Below are 20,181 nucleotides of genomic sequence, written 5' to 3' on the forward strand. Positions count from 1 at the left end.
CTTACGGCGCCTTGCTGACGTCAACCCCAAACCATTTCACGGAAATGGCTTTCAGGCTGCCGTCGGCGGCCGCATCGCTCAGCGCCTTGTTGAGCGCCTGCTTGAACCCGGGATTGCCCTTCTTGAATGGAATGCCCATGCGCTCGACCGCGCCCACCTGCGCGCCAGCCTTGATCGGCAGTTTGGAGATCTTCAGCAGATAGGCCGACATCAGGCTGTCGTTGAGTGCGGCGTCGATGCGGCCGGAAGCCAGATCGGCCATGGTGTCCGGCGCGGCCGCGTAACTGCGCACGTCGATGCCCGGCACCGCCCTGGCTTGCTGCTCGTAGACGCTGCCCTGCCCCACGCCCAGCTTCTTGCCCTTGAGGTCGGTCAGCGCCTTGTAGCTGGCGGTGTCGTTGTTGCGCACGATCAGCTGCGGCATCGAGTAGATGTAGGGCTGGGAGAAATCGAAGGCCTGCTCGCGCTTGGGATTGATGCCCACCTGGGAAATGATCACATCATATTTGTTGGCGGCCAGCCCGGCCAGGATGCTGGCCCACTCGCTGCTGACGAATTCCACCTTCAGGCCCAGCTTGCTGGCCAGCAGCCTGGCGACATCGACGTCGTAGCCGGCCAGCGCGCCGTTTTTTTCCTTGTAATTGAATGGCGGATAAGTGCCTTCCAGCGCCACCTTGAGCGTGCCGCGCGCCTTGACGGTGGCCAGCAGGTCAGCCGCCGTGGCGGGCAAGGCCAGCGCGGCGGCCAGCACGATGAGGAAATGACGTTTCAGCATGAAGCTCCTTGTTACCACGCGCCCATGCGGCGGCGCAGTCCGAAATTGTGGCCGACGACCAGGATGGAACTGGCGATCAGGCCGCTCAGTCCGATCATCAACTGTACCAGCTTATCGTCCGGCAGGACCCACAGCCGGCCCGGCGGCGCTTCCTGCAGGCGCGCGGCGGCCATGATCAGGGGCGCCACCCATTCCGCTTCCGGCGTAACATCCAGAACCAGCGCCCCATCCTGGGTGGTCTGCATGTAGATCTCGCCGCCTTCGGCCAGTGTGAAGCAGACGCCATAGCCGGTTTCATGTTTGCCGATGTGCTGCTGCAAAGCCTGGTTATGCTCTTCTATCCACAGGTCGACATCGGCGGGCGTTTCCAGTCCACTCCACGGCACCGGCTTGAAACGCGGCGGTTCATTGGGGTCTTGCATAACTATCCTGTTGGCTGACTAAGCCGCCAGTGTAAACGAACGGAGGACAAACCATGAAGCACAAAAATTACGTCTCGGAGTTTGAGCAGTTCCTGAACGGCTACCTGAACCAGCACCCGGATATCGGGCGCGACCAGCTGATGGGCTGGCGCATCTGGTGGGAGCGCCCGCCCGTGCCGCCGCAGGAACTGACGCGCGAGCAGGCCTCGCACCTGCCGCGCTCATCCTATTACTACGACTAGCCTTTCCAGGTGCGCTGCAGGCCGGTATCGGCGTGGATCCAGCCGCCTCGCGGGCCGGCGCGGTAATAGAAGCCGACGCCGCCCTGGCGGAAGCTCTTGACCAGCCCGCCCAGCACTTCCGCGTTCAGATTGGCGATGCGGATATCGGCGGCGCGGCCGACCATGTGCAGCGACTGGCGCGCGGCCGGCACGCCGGCTTCGCGCAGTTTCTGGTTGGAGGCCGGGGTGCGGTAGCCAGACAGGATTTCCAGCGGCGCGTCAATGCCGTAGCGCTGCACGAACGCTTGCGTGCCCCACAGGGTTTCGAACAGCTTGGGATCGATGTTGCGGGTCTCGTTGCCGCCATTGACGTCGCGCATCAAGTGACACAAGTCCTGGTACGCCGATTCAATGATTTCGCCGTCCTTCCAGTACAGCAGCTTGGCGCGCTCCTTGCTGGCCGGCCGCACCACCTCGATGGTGCGCGGCCGCAGCCAGAATTCCAGGTCCAGCGCCTGGGCGTCAAAGATGTCCGGCGGCGGCTCCATCATGCCGCCGCCACTGCCGGACGGCGCCGATTGTTCGGAAGCATGCGCCATGCTGCTGGCTGCGGCCGGCGCCGGCGCCGGCTTTGCTGCTGGATGAGCAATGCTGCTGTGCCGCATCGGCACGCTGGAAGCGCAGCCGATCAGCGGCACCGACAAGAAGCTGGCTGCCGTCAGCCCTAGAAATTCCCTGCGCGATGCCATAAGTCTACCCGTACCGTAAAAAGCAATATTGTTACTATAGCCTATGCGGAGGGAAAGAAAAACCGTCCTAACTTTCGTTTAAGAAATGATACAACTGCCTGACTGATACAGGAATTGTGTATCAGAAACGTTTATGTCCCCAGTGATATTCTCACGGCTTATGGCTGGCATTCCAACAATAAAGTATTCATATATGATGCGGCGCGGTATAGTTCATCCATCGAATAAATGTTTTCCCGTTGAACTTACTTACTGGAGCCCATCATGATCATCCGTTCTATCGCCGCCATCGCCCTGATTTCCCTGTCGACCATCAACCCAGCCAGCGCCGCCGCTCCTGCCGGCCGCCTGAACAACGCTGACTGCGACGTGCCGAACTACCGCACCTCGTGGCAAGACGAAGAACTGTCGGGCAACGTCAAGCTGGCTGTGCTGGTGGACGCCAAAGGCAACGTGCAAGAAACCAAAGTGATCTCGTCGAGCGGCTCGCTGGCCCTGGACAAAGCTTCGCAGCGCGCCAGCACCAGCTGCAAATTCAAGCCAGCCAGCAACGGCGCCGAGCCAGTCTGGGCACAAGTGCAATACAACTGGGTGCTGAACTAATCTGGCAGCTCAAGCGGCTTGCCGCGCCGGCGCTTGCAAGAGCGTGGCGCGCGGCTCGTCCAGCAGATACCCCTGCACCTGCAATGGCACACCTGCGGCCGCGCTCAGTTCGCGCAAGGCCGACAGGTGTTGCGGCGTTTCCAGCCGCTTGAACACCACCTCCACCTTGGCCGCAGCGCAACGCTGCAGCAACTGCTCCAGGCCAGCCTTATCCTGCAATTCCCGCGCGTCCAGCTTGAACACATCCGGCCGCAAACGCTCCAGCACGCCCAGACCATCGCGCGCACTGTTCACATTGACGGCAAAGCGGAAGCCATTGCGCCGATAGTTATCCGACACATAGTTCAACAGCCAGCCCTGCTGCGGCGTGGCGGCCGGCAATTGCAGCACCACCCGTTCCAGCGGCAATTCCAGCGCATCCAGTATGCGGCGGAAAGCGTGGCCGTGGTTGCTGCTGACCGCGCTCAGCAGGCGGTCATGCACATTCAGGTACAGATCGGCATGGGTAGTGCCGGCCTGACGGAAGAAATTTATCGAATGCAGCATGCGGCACAGCCGGTCCAGCTCGATCGATTCATCGTCGCTGGCGGCGTGATCGAGCAGCTTCCACAGCGACAGGCCCTGGTCCTGTGCCGATACGCTGCGCGCCAGACCTTCATAAGCCAGCACCGCGCCGCTGTCCAGCGCGCGGATAGGCTGGAACGCACTGCTCATGGTGCAATTGAAAAACCGCCCTTGCGCCTTGCCCTCGTGATCGAGCCAGATGCTGGAAGCAGCGCCGGTGGCGTCGGATAGACGCGCCAGATACTTTTGCAGGATGGGGAATGACATGGAACTCCTCTAGGGGTACTGACAATGTCGACAGCGTATTCGCGCAGCCGCGAAAGCAGAACGAATGCTTTCAGCTATGGATATGCCAAAACATTCGTTCCGCCCCGGCAGTGGCGCCGCTATCGTGAGGTCATCGTTTAACTATGCCGTGACACCATGTGCCAATTACTCGCGATGAGCAGCAACAAACCCGCCGCCGTGGACTTTTCCTTTGCCGGCTTTGCCGAACGCGGCGGCCGCACCGGTGAACATAAGGATGGCTGGGGCATCGCCCTGCACACGCCCACCGGCTGCCGCCTGTACACCGATTACCTGCCCTCGATCCACTCGCCGCTGGCGGCGCAGTTCAAGCAAAACCCGATCAAGGCGCGCAGCGTGGTGGCCCACATCCGCAAGGCCACCCAGGGCCGCGCCTCGCTGGAGAACAGCCATCCCTTCACGCGTGAGCTATGGGGCCAGACCTGGTCTTTCGCCCACAACGGCGACCTGAAACTGTTCGATCCCAATCCCAGCCTGTACGCGCCATGGGGCGACACTGACAGCGAGCGCGCCTTCTGTCATTTGCTGTCCGGGCTGGCGCTGCGCTTTGAACAGCCGCCGCCGCGCCACCTGCTGTACGCGGCGCTGGAGACCCTGGCCGGCGAGATTGCCGACTACGGCAGCTTCAATTTCATCCTGTCGAATGGCGACCTGCTGTTCGCCCATTGCAGCACCGAGCTGCACCTGGTGGTGCGTGAATATCCGTTCTCGGTGGCGCACCTGATCGATTGCGACCTCAGCATCGACTTCAGCCGCCACAACCATCTGGACGACCGCATCGCCGTGATCGCCACCCAGCCGCTCACCTCCAACGAGCATTGGACGCGCTTTGCCGCTGGCGAGCTGAAGTTGTTCGCCGGTGGCGTGGAGGTGGGATCGGTGCCGGAGCGGCAGGAGAGCTTGCGGGTAGCGTATTAGGCGGAATTGCAGTTGCAGAATTTTTTGCGCTTGGGCGCATTCGGGCAGGTGGCGTCTTCATCCAGCTGCTTCCAGAAGAACACCGTCTCCACACCATACGGCGAGCGCACCTTGCCGGCATCGGTGTAGCCGCGCTGGGCAAAGAAGTCCTTGCCGCTGGCCGTGCTGTGCAGCTGCAGCGCTTTCACGCCCCAGCTGCAGGCCTGCTCCTCCACCCTGGTCAGCAGCGCCTTGCCGATGCCCCGGCGTTGCGCCTCCGGCAGCAGATAGCACAGCGCCAGCTTGCCGGCGCCGGTGAGCAAGGCGACGCCGACGACAGCGCCTTCGCTGAGCGCGACCAGCGAATAATTGGTGGGCGAGCTGAACCAGTTCGCCACCATCTGCGGAGTTTTATTGCCTAGCCACGCATCAAGGATGGCGGGATCGTTCTTATGATCCAACTCGCAGCATTCCTTGATCGAACGGCGCAATACATTGCACGCTGCCTCCGCATCCGTCGAAGCAGCAATACGAATTTCAAGACTCATGTACGCTCACAAAACATTACTAAGGGCGACTATACACCAAGCTGGATAAGGCCGTCGGATGCTGCCAGACTAGAGCGCGCCTCCTTGTTTGCCCACTAATGTTTTCAAAAATCCATATGCGTTTTCTAGTGAACTTCTAAGCATATAACGAAAAATTCGTATCTTTTCCGGGCGAAATTTTACACCATGGACGCCTGTTATTACGAAAGCTCATTATGACCACTAAAAATACTGCTCGCCGCGTTGTCATCTCCTCGTTCCTGGCCGCGTCGGCCGTCCTGCTGGGCCTGCCGATGCAGGCGCATGCCGCCGATACCGTGCTGCTGAACGCGGCCTACGACGTCACCCGCGAACTGTTCAAGGAAATCAATCCGGCCTTCAGCGCCCAGTGGAAGAAGACCACCGGCGAGAGCGTGGATGTGAACCAGTCGCACGGCGGCTCGTCCAAGCAGGCGCGCTCGGTGGCGGACGGCATGGAAGCGGCGATCGTGACCATGAACCAGGCCAACGACATCGACATCCTGGTCGAGCGCGGCGTGGTGGCGGAGGATTGGGCCAAGAAATTCCCGAACAACTCGTCGCCGTTCTACTCGACCATGGTGTTCCTGACCCGCAAGGGCAATCCCAAGCAGATCAAGGACTGGGGCGACCTGGCCAAGCCGGGCGTGAAAGTCATCATTCCGCATCCTAAGACGTCCGGCAACGGCCGCTACACCTATCTGGCGGCCTGGGGTTCGGTGGTCAAGAAAGGCGGCAACGAAGCGCAGGCGCGCGACCTGGTCGGCAAGATCTTCAAGAACGTGCCGGTGCTGGACGCCGGCGGCCGCGGCGCCACCACCACCTTCACCCAGCGAGAGATCGGCGACGTGCTGGTGACCTTTGAAAACGAGGTAAACCTGGTGCGCGAAGAATTTGGCGACAAATTCGACGTGGTCTACCCGTCGATCTCCATCCTGGCCGAATCGCCGGTGGCGGTGGTGGACAAGGTGGTCGACAAGCGCAACCTGCGCAAGCAGGCCACCGGCTATGTCAACTTCCTGTACAGCGAAGCAGGCCAGGAGATCATCGCCAAGCACTCGCTGCGCCCACGCTCGGAGAAAGCCTTCAAGAAGTACAACGCCAACTTCAAGCAAGTCAATCTGTTCACCATCGATGACGTGTTTGGCGGCTGGAAGGCAGCCCAGGCCAAGCACTTTGCCGACGGCGGCGAATTCGACAAGATTTATAACAAATAACAATATTCAAAAGCATTCGTTCTCAAATGGCCATCGTGGCCGTAATCTGGAACCGTCGTAATCAACCCAGACAGAGGAAGCACGATGGCCATTTCTGAAATTAATGTACGCAACCAATTCCGTGGCAAGATCAAGGAAATCATCTTTGGCCCGGTCGTTTCGGAAGTCGATGTGGAAACCCAGCACGGTATCGTCACCTCGGTGATTACCTCGCGCTCGATCCAGGACCTGGACCTGAAAGTCGGCAGCGAAGTGATCGCCCTAGTGAAATCCACCGAGGTGTCCATCGCCAAGATCGGCAACTGATCAAGCCCCGTCCCGGCTGCCGCCGCGGCCGGTGCACGGAAAAAAGCCCTGGGCGCCCCCGTCCCAGGGCTTTTTTTGTTTCTAATCCGATACTTACGTACAATAGACGAGAAGCGACTTTAATGTTATTGTCTATCCTTAGAGAATATTGCCGTATAGCTAGACTTTTTACGCGCGCCACGTCCCCCAGACGTGTCCGATAGACTCCTTTTCCCTTTTTGATTACCGATATGCTCAAGAAAATTGTTGCTGTATTGCTGACGTCGTTTACCGCGGCCGCCTTTGCCGCCGTACCGCTCGGCTCGCAGTCGGTGCTGGTGGTCGAAGACGACACCGGCAAAGTACTGCTGGAAAAGAACGCCAACGCCCAGGTGCCGATCGCCTCGCTGACCAAGCTGATGACCGCCATGGTGGTGCTGGATGCCAAACAAGACATGAACGAAAAGATCGCCATCGATCGTTCCGACGTGGACATGCTGAAACACAGCGCCTCGCGCGTACCGGTCGGCGCCGAGATTTCGCGCGGCGATGTGTTGCAGCTGGCGCTGATGTCGTCAGACAACCGCGCCGCTGCCTCGCTAGGCCGGACCTATCCTGGCGGCATGCCAGCTTTCCGTGCGGCAGTCAAATCCAAGATCCGCGCACTCGGCTTGACCCAGACCGTGATCGAGGAGCCGACCGGTTTGTCGCCGCATAATATGTCCACCGCAACCGAACTGGTCAAGATTGCAACGGCCGCCTCGGCCTATCCGGACATCCGCCGCATCACCACCGACACCAAGGATGTGATCAACATCAAGGGCCGCAAGGTCGAGTACCACAACACCAACCGCCTGGTGGGCGCCAAGGGCTGGGATGTCGGCTTGTCCAAGACCGGCTACACCGAAGAAGCTGGCCGCTGCCTGATCATGCGTTTCCGGACCGGTGGCAAGAACAACACCCTGGTGCTGCTGAACGCCGGCGCCAGCTCGGTGCGCAACATGGATGCGGTCAAGATCCGCCGCCTGATTGCCGGCCCGGATGAGAAACCAAAAGTCATGAAAGCTTCGGCCAAGAGCAAGAAGAAAGCCGTCAAGCAAAGCAAACGCACGCGCCGCGCGATGTAAGCAGCGCAATCGTGCCGCTCACAAGCCGGACCCGAGGGTCCGGCTTTTTTACGTCTGCAGCCCGCATTCCGCCGTGGCCACGCGCCAGAAATTGGTTCCAACATGCTAATTTTTAGCTTAAATTGGACAAAGAAAAGGCCGCGCCGGGTGGGCGCGGCCTGACGGCGCAGGCTAGCTGCCGAGCAAATCACGCAGGCCGCTGGCGCGTTGCGTGCGCTGGCCGATGGCGTCCAGCAGCACCTGGCCGTTCGGCGTCAGTAACGTAAAGTAGTCGCGGGCGCGGGTAATGCCGGTGTAGATCAGTTCCCGGGCCAGCATGCCGCCGCCCTCTTTCGGCAGCACCATGGCGGTATGCAGGAACTCCGAACCTTGCGATTTATGCACGGTCATGGCAAACGCGGTTTCGACGTTTCTTAATCTTGTGGCAAGCACGCTGCGCACGGTTTCGCCTTCGGAGAAGTACACGCGCAAGGCGCCCGGACGCGCCGGATCGGGCAGGGTCAGGCCGATATCGCCGTTGAATACCCCGGTCGCGTAGTCGTTGCGTGTGACCATGACCGGGCGGCCGACATACCATTCGCCGCTGCGCTTGAGCAAACCCGCTGATTGCAATCTTTGCTCAATTACATCGTTCAAGCCGGAGACGCCCCACTCGCCTTCGCGCACGGCACACAAAATCCGGAAGCTTTCAAAGCTTCTCAGAATAGCAAGTCGTATGATGTCATCGGGCTCCAGCGGCATATTCTTAATTAATTGCAAATACCCACGATAGCCCGACAAGGCCAGTTGCAGCAGGTCGGCTGACTGCGCGAGGTCGGTCCACACCACTTTTCCATCTTGCCCGGAACGCAGTATTTCAACCGCCCGCGCCGCGTCGCCAGCGTTCACCGCCAACGCCAGCGCCCCGATCGGTCCGCCGAAACGCCGGCTTTCACGCAACATCACGGTCTGCTGGGCAATCGGTCCGCCGTGGCCGGCAAAGTGGTCGGGAATCTGCTGGCCGCTGCTGGCATGTACATATGACAAGGTTTCAGGCAGGTATTCTCCCGCCTCGGCGTTGTGGCACAGGTCGCCCAACACGGCGCCCGCCTCTACCGAGGCCAGCTGGTCTTTGTCGCCCAGCAAGATCAGCGTCGCCGTCTGCGGCAAGGCGGCCAGCAGCGCTGACATCATTTCCAGGTGAATCATGGACGCTTCATCAACAATCAGCACATCGACGTCCAGCTGGTTGCCGGCGTGGTGCTGGAAGGCGCGCGTGTCCGGCCGCGCCCCGAGCAGGCTGTGCAGCGTGCGCGCCGCGCCCATGCGGGCGGCAAGTTCGCGCAGCGGCAAGGCTGCGCCGACTTTTTCCGCCAGTTCGTCCAGCGCGACGTCGATCGATTGCTTGAGGCGCGCGGCCGCCTTGCCGGTCGGTGCCGCCAGCGCCACCCGCAAGCCAGCCTGGCGCTGGCCGGCGGTGGCGAACAGCAAGGCCAGCAGGCGCGCCACGGTATAGGTCTTGCCGGTGCCGGGGCCGCCGGTGATGATGCCCAGCTTGCCACGCATGGCTACCGCGCAGGCGATTTTTTGCCAGTCGACGCCACCGCCGCGCGGCGCGTGCGGGAACAGAATGTCCAGCCAGCGGCGGATGTCGGCGGTTTCCGCGTCCGCGTCAGCCGCCAGCACCCCGCCCAGGGCGCGCGCCCGCACCGCGCCGGCCACGTGGGTTTCGTCTTGCCAGTAGCGGCGCAGGTAGAGGCGGTCGCCATCCAGCACCAGCGGCTGATGGATATCGTCGCCGCCGACTGGCCACACCTGGCGGCAATCGGCCAGCAGCGCGCGCCAGTCTGCCACGCTGTCCGGCCAGGGATCGACCGTGGCGCGCAGGTCGCGCCATTCGTCGCCGCTCCAGCCGAGCAGCGCGGCCGGATCGGCGTTCAATTCACTCAACAGCAGGCAGCTGTGGCCGCGCCCTTCCAGCTCGGACAGCAGCACGCACGCCGCCATCAGCTGCGGCGGGCTGTCGCCCACCGAGGCGATGAAGCGGGCGAAGGCGCCGCTCAGGCGGCGCAGCTGGCCGGCCTCGGTCAGCGCATCGACTTGCGCGAAAAATGCTTCACTCATGAGATACACCCAGCAGGCGGTCCAGCCCGTCCAGTAATTCAGGATCCGGCTCGATCCGGTAACAACCGCGCGTTTGCGCGTTGCCGATGCCGCGCAAGAACATGAAGATGGCGCCACCCAGCTGTTCGGCCGGGTCGTAGGCGTCCCCCAGGCGGCTTTGCAGCAACCGGTGCAGCGCCAGCATATAGATGGCGCCCTGGATATCGTAGCGATGCTCGGCCATGGCGCCGATCAGCGCCGGCTCGTGATAGGCCGCATCGCCGCCGCCCAGCGCATTCGATTTGTAGTCCAGCACCCAATAGCGGCCTTCGTGTTCGAACACCAGATCGCAGAAGCCTTTCAGCATGCCGTGCAGTTCACGCTCCGGCAGCGCGGGACGGGAAGCGCCGCCCAGCAGATGCGCAGCACACAACCGGTCCAGCGCCCCCGTGCCCAGCCGCTCGCTGGGGAACCAGAACTCCATCTCCGGCAGCGGCGCGGCGATATGGCTCAGCGGCGCGTTCAGATACGGCAGCGGCGTGCTGGCGATTTCGCGCAGCCAGGCCAGCGTGTCGTCCAGGCGATTGGCCCAGCCGGCGCGCTCCACGCGGCGCGTCAAACGCGATTCGAACGTCTCGTGATCAACGATGGCAAAGCCCTCCTGCCCCATCCACTCCAGTTGCTCGTGCAGGAAGTTGCCGGGCACCGAGCCACGCGGGAAGCGGTGCCACGGCGCGTCTTCCACCCGCGTGGGCTGAACCATGGCCGGCAGATCTGCGCCTTCCAGCAGCTTTTCCTGCTGGGCGTCGCGCGGCACCGGGCCGGCGGCGCTGATGGTGCCGGTAGGGCCGGTGCGGCGCGCCAGCGAGCTGAAACTGCCGACCGACCAGTCACGCTCGAAATGCCCGCCGTAATGCTGGGTATCCAGCAACGGCGGGCGTTGTTCGACGCGGTTCAGGCGCGTCGGCGTCTGGGTGTTCATCGGCAGCGTGGTGATGCCAATGGCAGCGCAGCCCTGACAGGCGTGCTGCCAGCGTTCCATCATCAGGTCCGATGGCAGCGGCACACCGCCAGTCAGCAGATAACCGAGCGCCGATTCGTGCAGCGTGTTGTCGCCGGCCTTGCGCGCCGACAGCGCCGTCACGCCCAGCCACAGGAAGTGGCGCGCGCGCGTCAACGCCACGTACATCAGGCGCAGGTCTTCCTGCAGGCGCGCCCGCTCCACCAGTTCCATCGCGGTGTCGGTCAGCGCCATGTCGATGCGGCGCACGCCGTCGTCGTCGCTGAATTCAAAGAAGCTGCGGTTGCGCCGCTCCACCTTGCGTGCGGTGACGGCAAACGGCAGGTACACCAGCGGATACTCCAGGCCCTTGGACTTGTGGACCGTGACCACCTTCACCAGCTCCGCATCGCTTTCCAGCCGCAGCACGCGCTCGTCGCCGGCGCCCTCGCCGCCTTCGATCTGCTCCGCCAGCCAGCGGATCAGCGCCTGTTCGCCATCCAGCTGGCGGCTGGCCGATTGCAGCAATTCGGCCAGGTGCAGCAGATTGGTCAGACGGCGCTCGCCGCCGACCTGCTGCAGCAGGGCCGCCGGCAGCTGCAGCTCGTGGATGAAGCGGCGCAGCATGGCCAGCACGCCCTGCCGCTGCCAGACGATGTGCAATGCCTTCAATTGCTCGACGCGTTCTTCCCACGCCAGTTCGTCCGACGACAGTCGCGCCAGTTCGGCCAGCGGCAGGCCGGCGGTGCGGGTGGCAAAGGCGGCGCGCGCCAGTGCGCCATCGAGCGGGTTGGCGACCGCCGACAACCAGCGCAGCACGTCGGCCGCTTCCTCGCTGTCGGTGACGGAGTCCTTGTCGGACAGGTAGACGCTCGGCACGCCGCGCCGTTGCAGCGCACGGCGGATAGCGGCGGCCTCCTTGCGGTCGCGCACCAGTACCGCGATATCGGCCGGCTGCAGCCGCACGAAGCCATGGTCGCCGCCCTCAAAGCCGGTGCGTTCGTCGTTCAGGCGCGCCACGATGTCTTCGGCGCAGTAGTGGGCGAAGAATTCGCGGTAGCTGTCGGCCTTCAGGTCCTGCGCCGCGCTGCAGGCGATCATCAGCGCTGGCGCATCTCCGGCCGCATCGACCATGCGTTCCTTGCGGCCCTTGGCGCCGACCGCTTCAAACGGCAGCTGGTTTTCCTGCGTGACGATGTCGCGGAAGCGGAAGGCGCCGCGCGGAAAGCCGCTTTCAGCGTACATGAACAGGTGGTTGACCGCCTCCACCACCGGTTTGGTCGAGCGATAGTTGGTGCCCAGCTGATAGTGGCGGCCGGCGGTGGCGCGGCGCGCCGACAGGTAGCTGTGGATGTCGGCGCCGCGGAAGCCGTAGATCGACTGCTTGGGGTCGCCGATCAGGAACAGGCCGGTGTCCGGGTCGTTGTCGGCCACGCGATACAGCTGGTTGAAGATCTGGTACTGGTTGGGTGCCGTGTCCTGGAATTCATCCACCAGCGCCACCGGATACTGATCGGTGATGCGCTTGCGCAGCGCGGCGCCGTTCTCGCCTTGCAGCGCGGCGTTCAGGCGGTCCAGCATGTCGGCAAAGCCGAACTGGCGGCTGCGCTTTTTCAGTTCGGCCATGCGGTCGGCCACCGCTGCCGCCGCGTGGCGGTATAGCGCGTGCGACAACGGCTCGATCTCTGCCAACGCCCGCTTCAGCGGCTGGGTGGCGTCGAAATCGTCCGGCACCACGGTGCTGAAGTTTTTCGCGAAGGCGTCTTCCAGGCCTTCCGGCGTCAGACGATTCCAGGCCGTGTCCGAAATGTCCGGCATGACGCTGGCCGGGTTTTGCGACCACTCGCGCAGGCCATTGAACCAGGCGATCAACGAATCGGGGCGCATCTTGTTGCCGTTGAAGCACTTGGGGTCGGCCGCGCGGTGCTGGGCGATCCACTGCTCCATGCGCGTGGCGCGCTCGTACCAGCCGGCCTTGAGCTGGGCCAGCTGCGCCTGCTGCTCGCGCTGCACGCTGGCGATCAGGACGCCCAGCGGCTCGGCGCGTCCGGCCGCTTCACCAATGATGTCGGCGCGCCTGACCAGTTCACGGATGGAGGACTTCAGGGCGCCAACGTCGCTCCAGCAGGACAGCAGCGCTTCCAGCGAGGCGGCGTTCAGCGGATAAACCTGCTGACGCCAGTAGTCGTGGGCGGCGTCTTCGAACAGGGCCTGCTCGTCGCTCACCAGTTCTTCGTCAAACAGGCTGCCGCTGTCGAAGGCGTGCTCACGCAGCATGCGCTGGCACCAGGCGTCGATGGTGAAGATGGCCGCTTCGTCCATCGTTTCGGCGGCCAGTTGCAGGCGGTGCGCGGCCTGCTGCTGGGCGCTGTGGTCGGGATAGGATTCCAGCAGCGCATCCAGATAGTCGTCGCGCTGCTCGCGTTGCTCGTGCGTGCGGAAGTAGGCTGCCGCCTCCACCAGCCGCTCGCGCACGCGGTTGGACAGCTCGCGCGTGGCGGCGCGGGTGAAGGTCATCACCAGAATGTCGGCCGGCAGCAGCGGGCGCTTGTAGGCATGCTCGCCGCCATGGCCCAGCACCAGCCGCACGTACAGCGCGGCGATGGTCCAGGTCTTGCCGGTACCGGCGCTGGCTTCGATCAGGCGCGAGCCGTGCAGCGGGAAAGTCAGCGGGGCGAGTTGATTGGCGTTGTTCATTGCGCGCCCTCGCTCTCGATCTGCTCTATCGTCAGATAGTGTTCCATCCATTCCGCCAGCGGGCCATACAGGGCGCGCGATACATCGTCAAAATCCGGCTCGGTGCTGAGCGCCGCAAAATCCGGCCACAGGCGCGCCAGGCACAGGTCTTCATTTTCGCCATTGACGTCGAAGCCGCCGTCGTAGACCGCACGCGGATCGCCGTCCTGCACCAGCGCCAGCGCGGTCTTGCAGGCGGTCGGCAGCGGACGGTTCATGCCGTCGCGCCACAGGCAGACCAATTCGCGCAAGGCTTCCTGCGCCATCTCCGGCGGCAGCGGCTTCATGGTGACGATGGCGTCGCGCGCGACCAGGTAGCCGGTGACCTGCATGCCGGTGGCGGATACCGCCAGCTGGCGCAGCCACATCGCAATCAGCTTGTCGCCGCGCGGCTTGCCCTGCTTGTCGGCCACGCGCGAGGACATCTGCGCCAGCCACACGGTCTCATTGCCGTTGCTGCGCAGCTGGTCGATCCAGTCGTCCAGCGGCACACCGGCCAGCACCAGATTCAACGCCACCTTGGGCGCCGCCAGCTCGTAGTGCTGGCGCAAGGTGAGCCATGCGCAGCGCACCGGCACCAGTGCCTGCACCAGCTGGTGCTGGTACTGCTGGCCGATCAGCCCAATCGGCAGCACGCCTTCGCGCGCCAAGCGTTCGGCGCGCTGGGTCAGCTTATCGTAGACCTGGTCGATTTCTTCCGGCGTGTCGGCGTCGTCCAGCAGCGTGTCTTCCAGCAGATAGCGTTTCAGCGCGTTGAGCGAGAAGGGTTCCTCGTCTTCGCCCACCAGCGCGGCTTCGCCAAACATCACGCCCAGGCGCTGGCGGAAAAAGAAGCGCACCGGCTGGCGCAGGAAGTTGTGCAGTTGCCCCAGCTTGAGGCGGAATTTGTCGTCGATGTCGAACGGCGGCAGTTCGGTGGCTTCACCGGCCGCCGCTTCTTCGCCATGCGCCTCGCGCCATTCGCGGGCATAGGTCAACAGGCCGCCGGCCTCAAAATAGCGGCGGCTGAACGGTTGCAGCGCGTGCTCGGTGGTGCGCGCGTGCAGGTCCAGATCCCAGCCGTTGACCAAATAATCGCGCAACTGCGACACCAGCACCGATGGCGGCTGCTCACTGTTGTCGCGCACATTGCGCCCCACCCAGCTGATATACAGCTTGTCGCGCGCGGCCAGCACGGCCTCCAGCATCAGGTAGCGGTCGTCGTCGCGGCGCGAGCGGTCGCCGGGGCGGGCCATGCCCGGCTGCGCCAACAGGTCAAAGTCGGCTTTCGGTGCGCGGCGCGGGAAGTCGCCGTCGTTCATGCCGAGCAGGCAGACCACGCGGAACGGCACCGCGCGCATCGGCATCAGGGTGCAGAAGGTGACGCCGCCGGAGACGAATTGGTGGTTCAGCGTCGGCTCATCCATCAATCCCAGCCAGGCTTCGCGCAGCACGGCCAGCGGCACCGCTTCTTCGTAGCCGGCGCCTTCGCAGGTGTCCAGCCATTTGTTCAGGGCGTCGTCCAGCAGCGCCAGGGTGAGGCGGTCGCCCTCCTCGCTGGATTTGAAGAAGGCCGCCAGCAGCGCGCGCGCCTGCACGCCCCATTCGGCCGGCGAACGCGCTTCGGCCAGCACGGCGCGCCAGTGCAGCAGCGCTTCCACCAGCTGCGCCAGCGAGCCGGCCAGCGCGGCATCCAGCCCCCCGACTTCCGCATAAGGTTCGATGCCGGCGAAGCTGGATGCCGTGCCGCTGGCGTAACCGAGCAGCATGCGGCGCACGCCGAAGATCCAGGCATTCTGTTCGCCGGCCGGGCCGAGTCCCAGGCCGCTGCGGTGCTGCTGGTCCAGGCCCCAGCGCACGCCGGCGCCTTCGATCCAGCGGCCCAGCGTCGGCAGGTCGTCTTCATGCAGCCCGAAACGCGCGGCCAGCGCCGGCACATCCAGCAGGTCGCGCACCTCGCTTTGGCGGCAGCGCTGCTGCGGCAGGCGCAGCAGCCATTCCAGCGCCACCAGCAGCGGATTGACACTGCGGTCGTTGACGTCGCCGATTTCAAACGGGATGTAGCGCGGGTCGCTGCGGCGGTATTGCGCAAACACGGCGTGGATGGCGGCCGAGAAGGTGTCGATGTCAGGCACCATCACCACCACGTCGCGCGGGCGCAGCGGACGGCTACCCTGCCCGGCGTCCGCGAACATTTGCAGCAGCTGGTCGTGCAACACTTCCACTTCGCGCTGCACGCTATGGGTGACGTGGAATTCGATCGAGCGGTCATCGTCCGGCGGCGGCAGGTGCGGGTGTTCGGACAGCGGCAGCAGTTCGCGGACGGCGGCCTGCACCTGCGTCAGCAGCGTATCGCCGTCGCCTTCGCTGAACAGGTCGACACGCAGCGGCGCGGCGTCGTCTTCGCTGGCGGCGGCCGCGGCTTGCGCGGCTTCGTCAAATTCGTCCAGCATGCGCACGAAGTCGCGGCCCTGCCGCCCCCAGCTGGCCAGCAGCGGGTGGCTGTGCGCATGCAGTTCCTCCAGCGGAATCTGGCCCAGGTCCTGGCCGTTGCGCAGCTGCTGGCGACGGTGCGCGCTGCGCAGCAGGTCGCGCCCTTCGATGATGTCGCCCCAGTAGTACTGGCAGGGATTCGGCACCGCCAGCAGCACCTGCGTGTGGCGCGCCAGCGAGGCCAGCGCCTGCAAGGTCTGAAACGGCAGCGCCGAAACGCCAAAGATCACCACCCGGCGCGGCAGGCGGCCCAGTGGTGCTTCGCCGGCGGCAATGGCGCGCACGAATTCGGTATGGACGGTGGCGCGGCCAAGGCCGCGCTCGTGCGGCTCGACGTCGTCGATCACGGCGCGCCACAACTGCGCCTGCCAGCGCTGGTCGTCCGGCAGCGGCGTGGCTTCGCCGCGCGCATTGCGCAGCTGGTCGCGGCCGGCGGCCCAGTCGTCCAGCCAGTCGGCACGGTAGACCTGGTACTGGTCGAACAAGTCGGCCAGGCGTTCGGCCAGTTGCAGCCGGCGCTCGGCCTCGCCATCGGCCAGGAAGTGGCGCAGCGGCGTGAAGACCGGATCAGCCAGCAAAGTCGGCAGGAGGCGCATCAGGCGCCAGGTCAACGGGCCCTTGTCGAAGGCGGAGATGGGCGGCACGCGCTCGCGTCCCAGCATGCCGCGGTAGGCGTCCCACAGAAAGCGCGCCGGCAGCGCCACACGGGCGGCGGCGCAGATGCCGTTTTCCTCGGCCAGGGCAATTTTCAGCCATTCGGCCACGCCGTTGGACTGGACCAGAAAGATTTCCGACTCCAGCGCCCCCAGCGGGTGGCTGCGCAGCCATTGGAAGACGGCGGCGCGCAGCTGTTCCATCTGATTGCCGTGCAAAATCAGCAGGCCGGGGGTGATGCCAGGGTGCATAGGGCTCTTTGTGGTGATCGAAGCCGTATTATCGCTCTAGCCCGGGGCGTATGCCAGCAGTTCCTGCGCGATGTGCTGGTCCAGCAGGTCCAGCATGGCGTGCAGTTCGGCCACCAGCCGTTTGGCGTTGCCGGCGTCCGGGTCTTTGCGGACCTGCTCCAGCGCGTAGCACAGGTTCCCGAACTGCATGACGCCCACCGCGCGCGCGGCCGATTTGGTGCGGTGGCCCAGTTCGGACAGCTGGACCAGATCTCCACGCGCCAGCGCGGCATCGATTTCGACCAGGCTATCGCGCGCGGAGCTCAGGAATAGCAGCGCGTACTTGCGCATCTTGTCCGGCTTGCCGCCGAACGTCTCCGCCAGCGCGGCCACGTCGAACAGTTCGGCTGGCGCGGCGCTGGCCGGCGCTGGCGCGCTGACTGGCGACGGTGCCGCGCCAGCGGGCGGCAGCGACGCCGGCGCGGCGGCAGGCGCCGACGGCGCCATCTGGCGCGGCACGAACACCGGCGGCGACGGCAGCACGCTCAGGCCCTGCGGCGCCGAGAAGTACGACGGCGGCGGCGGCGCCGGCTTGCGCGTGATACTGCCGGCCGTGCGCGTGCGTTGGCTCATCCACTTGGCCAGCATGTTGAACAGCAGCTTGGGCGCGATCGGCTTGGTGACAAATTCGTCCATTCCCGCGTCCAGGCAGCGCTGCTGGTCGTCGCGGCCGGCGTTGGCGGTCATGGCGATGATCAGGGTGGCCGCCAATTTCGGATGCGCGCGGATCAGGCGCGTGGCCTCATAGCCATCCATCACCGGCATCTGCACGTCCATCAGCACGCAATCAAAGCGCTCCTTGAGCAGCAGGTCGATGGCTTCCTTGCCGTTATTCGCCACGCACACCGTGGCGCCGGCATCCTCCAGCAGCTCCTGCCCGACCTGCTGGCTGAAGGTGTTGTCCTCCACCAGCAGGATGGCGGCGCCGCGTATGCTGTCCAGCACATCCGGCTGCACCGATTCGTCATTCGGCTGCAGGAAGCGCACGCCCTTGGCCAGGCGCGCGGTGAACCAGAAGGTGCTGCCCTCGCCCGGCTTGCTCTCGACGCCGACGCCGCCGCCCATCAGTTCCGCCAGCTGCTTGCTGATCACCAGCCCCAGCCCGGTGCCGCCGTAGCGCCGCGTGGTCGAGCTGTCGGCCTGGTGGAAAGACTGGAACAGCTTGGCCACCTGCTCGGGCGTCATGCCGATGCCATGGTCCACCACTTCGAAACGCACCATGATGTGGGTGTCGCGCTCCTCCAGCGGCCGCGCGCGGATGATCACCTTGCCGTTTTCAGAGAACTTGATGGCGTTGCCGGCAAAGTTGAGCAGCACCTGCTCCAGCCGCAGCGGATCGCCGCGCAGCTGATGCGACAGGCCGGGCCAGATCTCGTACACCAGTTCCAGGCCCTTGGCATGGGCGCTCTCGCCCAGCTGGCTGGAGATGTTCGCCAGCAGGGTGTCGAGCGTAAAGTCCAGCACCTCCAGGTCCATCTTGCCGGCTTCGATCTTGGAGAAGTCGAGAATGTCGTTGATGATGCCCAGCAGATGCTGGCCCGAGTGGTAAATCTTCTGCAGGTAATCGCGCTGCTTGGGATGGGTGACCGACTTCAGCGCCAGGTGCGCCATGCCGATGATGGAGTTCATCGGCGTGCGGATCTCATGACTCATATTCGACAGGAAGTCGCTCTTGGCCTGGTTGGCCGCATCGGCTTCCTCCTTCAGCTTGTGCAGGGCCGTGACGTCGGTGGCCAGGCCGATCACCGCGGTGAACGAGCGTCCCAGCTCGACCGGCACCTTGACGGTCCACAGATGCTGCAGCACGCCATCGCGGCCGACAAACTGCACCTCGCCGGAGCGCTTGACGCCGTCGGCAAACACCGGCCGTTCCAGCGCCCACTGGGCGTCCGCCGCCTGATCCGGCATCAGCTCGCGATCCAGCTTGCCGACGATCTCGTGGGCCGGCAATCCCATGCACTCGGCCATGCGCGCGTTGACGTAGAGGTAGCGGCGATTCTGGTCCTTCATGTAGACATGGGCATCGACGTTGTTGAGCACCGTGTCCAGCAACAGCCCCTGCTTGATGGCGCGCCGGCGCGAGGCGTACAGCACGAACACATAGCTGTACAGCAGCAGCGTGCCGGCAAAGCCGGTCAGCGCGGCGATCCACGGGAAGTACAGGTCAAAGCTGGTCAGCAGCGCCTCCTTGCGGACCTGGAACTGCGCCTTCCACAAGCTGCCGTTGAAGTCGATCGGCAGCACCGTTTCAAAGATCTGCTCCCGCTCGGCGGCCGGCAGCGGCGTGGCCACCATGGCGCCGGTGTCGTTGAACAGCAGACGGTCGGTCTGCTCGATCACCAGGCGGCGCTGCTCGACGTCGGTGCTGCCGTCGGCGTACAGCGTCAGGTGCACCTGGCGCACGGTCATTTCATCGATGGCGCCCTGCACCAGCCTGGGGATGCTGAAACCAGCGCCGACCGAGCCGAGATAGGCCGCGCGGCGCTCGGCCACGGTGCCGGTCGGCATGCCGCGGCGGTACACCGGCAGGCGCACGCCCAGGCCGAAATGCGGCGTCGGCAGGCGCACCACAATCGGCTGGCCGGAAGACGCCACCTGGCCGCTGTCGCGCGAGGCGGCCAGCATGCGCGCCACCGCCGGGTTGGCGGCAAGATCGACGCCGTGGCGCTCGGACAGCATGGCGGCCGGCTCCAGATAGGTCAGCACCGCATACTGGTCGCGGCGGCCGGGCGGCGTGATGTCGAAGTCGGGATAGCCCTCGGCGCGCACGGCGGCCACAAAGGCGTCACGCTGGGCGTCGCTTACCACCGGCGCCCAGTTGAGCGCCTCGATGGCCGGGAAATAGCGCGGAATATCGAGGCTGGCGACGTACTGGGTGAACTGCCGGCGCGAAATCTGGTCCGAGGTCTGGAACAAGGCGGCCAGTCCGCGCGTGAGGTCGGAATACGATTTGATCCTGGCCGAGATGCCATACTGGGTGCTGCGCGCCAGATTTTCAAAGCGCTGGCCGGCATCGTCGTCGACCGTGCGGGCCGCCGCGCTGTACAGCAGCGCACCGACGCCGGCCGCCAAGGCGCAGCCCACGCCCCAGAAAATCAGGCGTGTTTTGGTGACCGCTTTTCTCCGGTTAGCTGTTTTCAGCATACGGCATCACTCGGCAAGGAATATTTTGCATCACAGCAGGATACTATTAATGCTGCTCGGGAACCAGTGCA

The 20,181-nt window shown here is 64.4% G+C and carries 15 protein-coding genes; 6 read left to right on the forward strand and 9 right to left on the reverse strand.

Annotated elements, in window-relative coordinates:
• Window position 1: 1 nt before the first annotated feature.
• Complete coding sequence (locus ABDW57_RS07825) at window positions 2–775, reverse strand: transporter substrate-binding domain-containing protein (RefSeq protein WP_343729645.1); 774 nt, start codon at window positions 773–775, stop codon at window positions 2–4.
• A gap of 11 nt (window positions 776–786) precedes the next feature.
• Window positions 787–1,197 carry a hypothetical protein gene (locus tag ABDW57_RS07830; RefSeq protein ID WP_343729646.1) on the reverse strand — a complete coding sequence of 137 codons (411 nt, stop codon included), beginning with the start codon at window positions 1,195–1,197 and terminating at the stop codon, window positions 787–789.
• Between the two features lie 53 nt (window positions 1,198–1,250).
• Here ABDW57_RS07830 and ABDW57_RS07835 point away from each other — a divergent pair, with 53 nt between their 5' ends.
• Window positions 1,251–1,439 carry a DUF3460 family protein gene (locus ABDW57_RS07835; RefSeq protein ID WP_343729647.1) on the forward strand — a complete coding sequence of 63 codons (189 nt, stop codon included), beginning with the start codon at window positions 1,251–1,253 and terminating at the stop codon, window positions 1,437–1,439.
• On the opposite strand, the gene ABDW57_RS07840 is transcribed toward ABDW57_RS07835, so the two are convergent.
• Window positions 1,436–2,167, reverse strand: coding sequence for a DUF882 domain-containing protein (locus ABDW57_RS07840; RefSeq protein ID WP_343729648.1), 732 nt, complete (start codon window positions 2,165–2,167; stop codon window positions 1,436–1,438). The two genes, ABDW57_RS07835 and ABDW57_RS07840, sit on opposite strands and share 4 nt — an antisense overlap.
• Before the next feature lie 264 nt (window positions 2,168–2,431).
• Here ABDW57_RS07840 and ABDW57_RS07845 point away from each other — a divergent pair, with 264 nt between their 5' ends.
• On the forward strand, window positions 2,432–2,770 hold the full coding sequence (locus tag ABDW57_RS07845) for an energy transducer TonB (protein ID WP_176649649.1): 339 nt from the start codon (window positions 2,432–2,434) through the stop codon (window positions 2,768–2,770).
• A 9-nt stretch (window positions 2,771–2,779) separates the two neighbouring features.
• Here the strand turns inward: ABDW57_RS07845 and ABDW57_RS07850 are convergent, their stop codons facing one another.
• Complete coding sequence (locus ABDW57_RS07850; RefSeq protein ID WP_343729649.1) at window positions 2,780–3,601, reverse strand: EAL domain-containing protein; 822 nt, start codon at window positions 3,599–3,601, stop codon at window positions 2,780–2,782.
• A gap of 156 nt (window positions 3,602–3,757) precedes the next feature.
• Between ABDW57_RS07850 and ABDW57_RS07855 the strand changes: the two genes are divergently transcribed.
• Complete coding sequence (locus tag ABDW57_RS07855; protein ID WP_343729650.1) at window positions 3,758–4,558, forward strand: class II glutamine amidotransferase; 801 nt, start codon at window positions 3,758–3,760, stop codon at window positions 4,556–4,558.
• Here the strand turns inward: ABDW57_RS07855 and ABDW57_RS07860 are convergent.
• Entirely contained in the window at window positions 4,555–5,085 is a 531-nt protein-coding gene (locus ABDW57_RS07860) for a GNAT family N-acetyltransferase (RefSeq protein WP_343729651.1), read from the reverse strand. The genes ABDW57_RS07855 and ABDW57_RS07860 overlap by 4 nt on opposite strands.
• A 215-nt stretch (window positions 5,086–5,300) precedes the next feature.
• On the opposite strand from ABDW57_RS07860, the gene ABDW57_RS07865 reads away from it, so the two are divergent.
• The 3 genes from ABDW57_RS07865 (at window position 5,301) to ABDW57_RS07875 (ending at window position 7,732) form a co-directional block, all read left to right on the forward strand.
• Complete coding sequence (locus tag ABDW57_RS07865; RefSeq protein ID WP_343729652.1) at window positions 5,301–6,320, forward strand: sulfate ABC transporter substrate-binding protein; 1,020 nt, start codon at window positions 5,301–5,303, stop codon at window positions 6,318–6,320.
• A gap of 84 nt (window positions 6,321–6,404) precedes the next feature.
• Window positions 6,405–6,626, forward strand: a complete 222-nt coding sequence (locus tag ABDW57_RS07870) for a TOBE domain-containing protein (protein ID WP_090178885.1) — start codon at window positions 6,405–6,407, stop codon at window positions 6,624–6,626.
• A 230-nt stretch (window positions 6,627–6,856) separates the two neighbouring features.
• Entirely contained in the window at window positions 6,857–7,732 is an 876-nt protein-coding gene (locus ABDW57_RS07875; protein WP_343729653.1) for a serine hydrolase, read from the forward strand.
• Between the two features lie 171 nt (window positions 7,733–7,903).
• On the opposite strand, the gene recD is transcribed toward ABDW57_RS07875, so the two are convergent.
• From recD to ABDW57_RS07895, 4 genes are read right to left on the reverse strand one after another with little or no spacing between them, the layout of a single operon-like run.
• On the reverse strand, window positions 7,904–9,835 hold the full coding sequence (recD, locus tag ABDW57_RS07880) for an exodeoxyribonuclease V subunit alpha (protein ID WP_343729654.1): 1,932 nt from the start codon (window positions 9,833–9,835) through the stop codon (window positions 7,904–7,906).
• Window positions 9,828–13,511 (reverse strand): exodeoxyribonuclease V subunit beta, encoded by a 3,684-nt coding sequence (recB, locus tag ABDW57_RS07885; RefSeq protein WP_343729655.1) that lies wholly within the window; start codon window positions 13,509–13,511, stop codon window positions 9,828–9,830. The genes recD and recB overlap by 8 nt, the downstream gene beginning before the upstream one ends.
• Window positions 13,508–16,927, reverse strand: coding sequence for an exodeoxyribonuclease V subunit gamma (recC, locus tag ABDW57_RS07890; protein ID WP_343729656.1), 3,420 nt, complete (start codon window positions 16,925–16,927; stop codon window positions 13,508–13,510). Before recC ends, recB begins: the two co-directional genes overlap by 4 nt.
• Before the next feature lie 36 nt (window positions 16,928–16,963).
• The gene (locus ABDW57_RS07895; RefSeq protein ID WP_343729657.1) at window positions 16,964–20,110 is read right to left on the reverse strand and encodes a CHASE domain-containing protein; all 3,147 of its coding nucleotides are present in this window, start codon (window positions 20,108–20,110) and stop codon (window positions 16,964–16,966) included.
• Window positions 20,111–20,181: the final 71 nt, after the last annotated feature.

It is taken from the genome of Duganella sp., from assembly GCF_039595735.1.
Taxonomy (GTDB): domain Bacteria; phylum Pseudomonadota; class Gammaproteobacteria; order Burkholderiales; family Burkholderiaceae_D; genus Rugamonas.

Bases quoted from the DNA above. Each gene is read 5' to 3' on its own strand.
- ABDW57_RS07825 (WP_343729645.1), bottom strand. From the start codon at position 775: ATGCTGAAACGTCATTTCCTCATCGTGCTGGCCGCCGCGCTGGCCTTG.
- ABDW57_RS07830 (WP_343729646.1), bottom strand. From the start codon at position 1,197: ATGCAAGACCCCAATGAACCGCCGCGTTTCAAGCCGGTGCCGTGGAGT.
- ABDW57_RS07835 (WP_343729647.1), top strand. From the start codon at position 1,251: ATGAAGCACAAAAATTACGTCTCGGAGTTTGAGCAGTTCCTGAACGGC.
- ABDW57_RS07840 (WP_343729648.1), bottom strand. From the start codon at position 2,167: ATGGCATCGCGCAGGGAATTTCTAGGGCTGACGGCAGCCAGCTTCTTG.
- ABDW57_RS07845 (WP_176649649.1), top strand. From the start codon at position 2,432: ATGATCATCCGTTCTATCGCCGCCATCGCCCTGATTTCCCTGTCGACC.
- ABDW57_RS07850 (WP_343729649.1), bottom strand. From the start codon at position 3,601: ATGTCATTCCCCATCCTGCAAAAGTATCTGGCGCGTCTATCCGACGCC.
- ABDW57_RS07855 (WP_343729650.1), top strand. From the start codon at position 3,758: ATGTGCCAATTACTCGCGATGAGCAGCAACAAACCCGCCGCCGTGGAC.
- ABDW57_RS07860 (WP_343729651.1), bottom strand. From the start codon at position 5,085: ATGAGTCTTGAAATTCGTATTGCTGCTTCGACGGATGCGGAGGCAGCG.
- ABDW57_RS07865 (WP_343729652.1), top strand. From the start codon at position 5,301: ATGACCACTAAAAATACTGCTCGCCGCGTTGTCATCTCCTCGTTCCTG.
- ABDW57_RS07870 (WP_090178885.1), top strand. From the start codon at position 6,405: ATGGCCATTTCTGAAATTAATGTACGCAACCAATTCCGTGGCAAGATC.
- ABDW57_RS07875 (WP_343729653.1), top strand. From the start codon at position 6,857: ATGCTCAAGAAAATTGTTGCTGTATTGCTGACGTCGTTTACCGCGGCC.
- recD (WP_343729654.1), bottom strand. From the start codon at position 9,835: ATGAGTGAAGCATTTTTCGCGCAAGTCGATGCGCTGACCGAGGCCGGC.
- recB (WP_343729655.1), bottom strand. From the start codon at position 13,511: ATGAACAACGCCAATCAACTCGCCCCGCTGACTTTCCCGCTGCACGGC.
- recC (WP_343729656.1), bottom strand. From the start codon at position 16,927: ATGCACCCTGGCATCACCCCCGGCCTGCTGATTTTGCACGGCAATCAG.
- ABDW57_RS07895 (WP_343729657.1), bottom strand. From the start codon at position 20,110: ATGCTGAAAACAGCTAACCGGAGAAAAGCGGTCACCAAAACACGCCTG.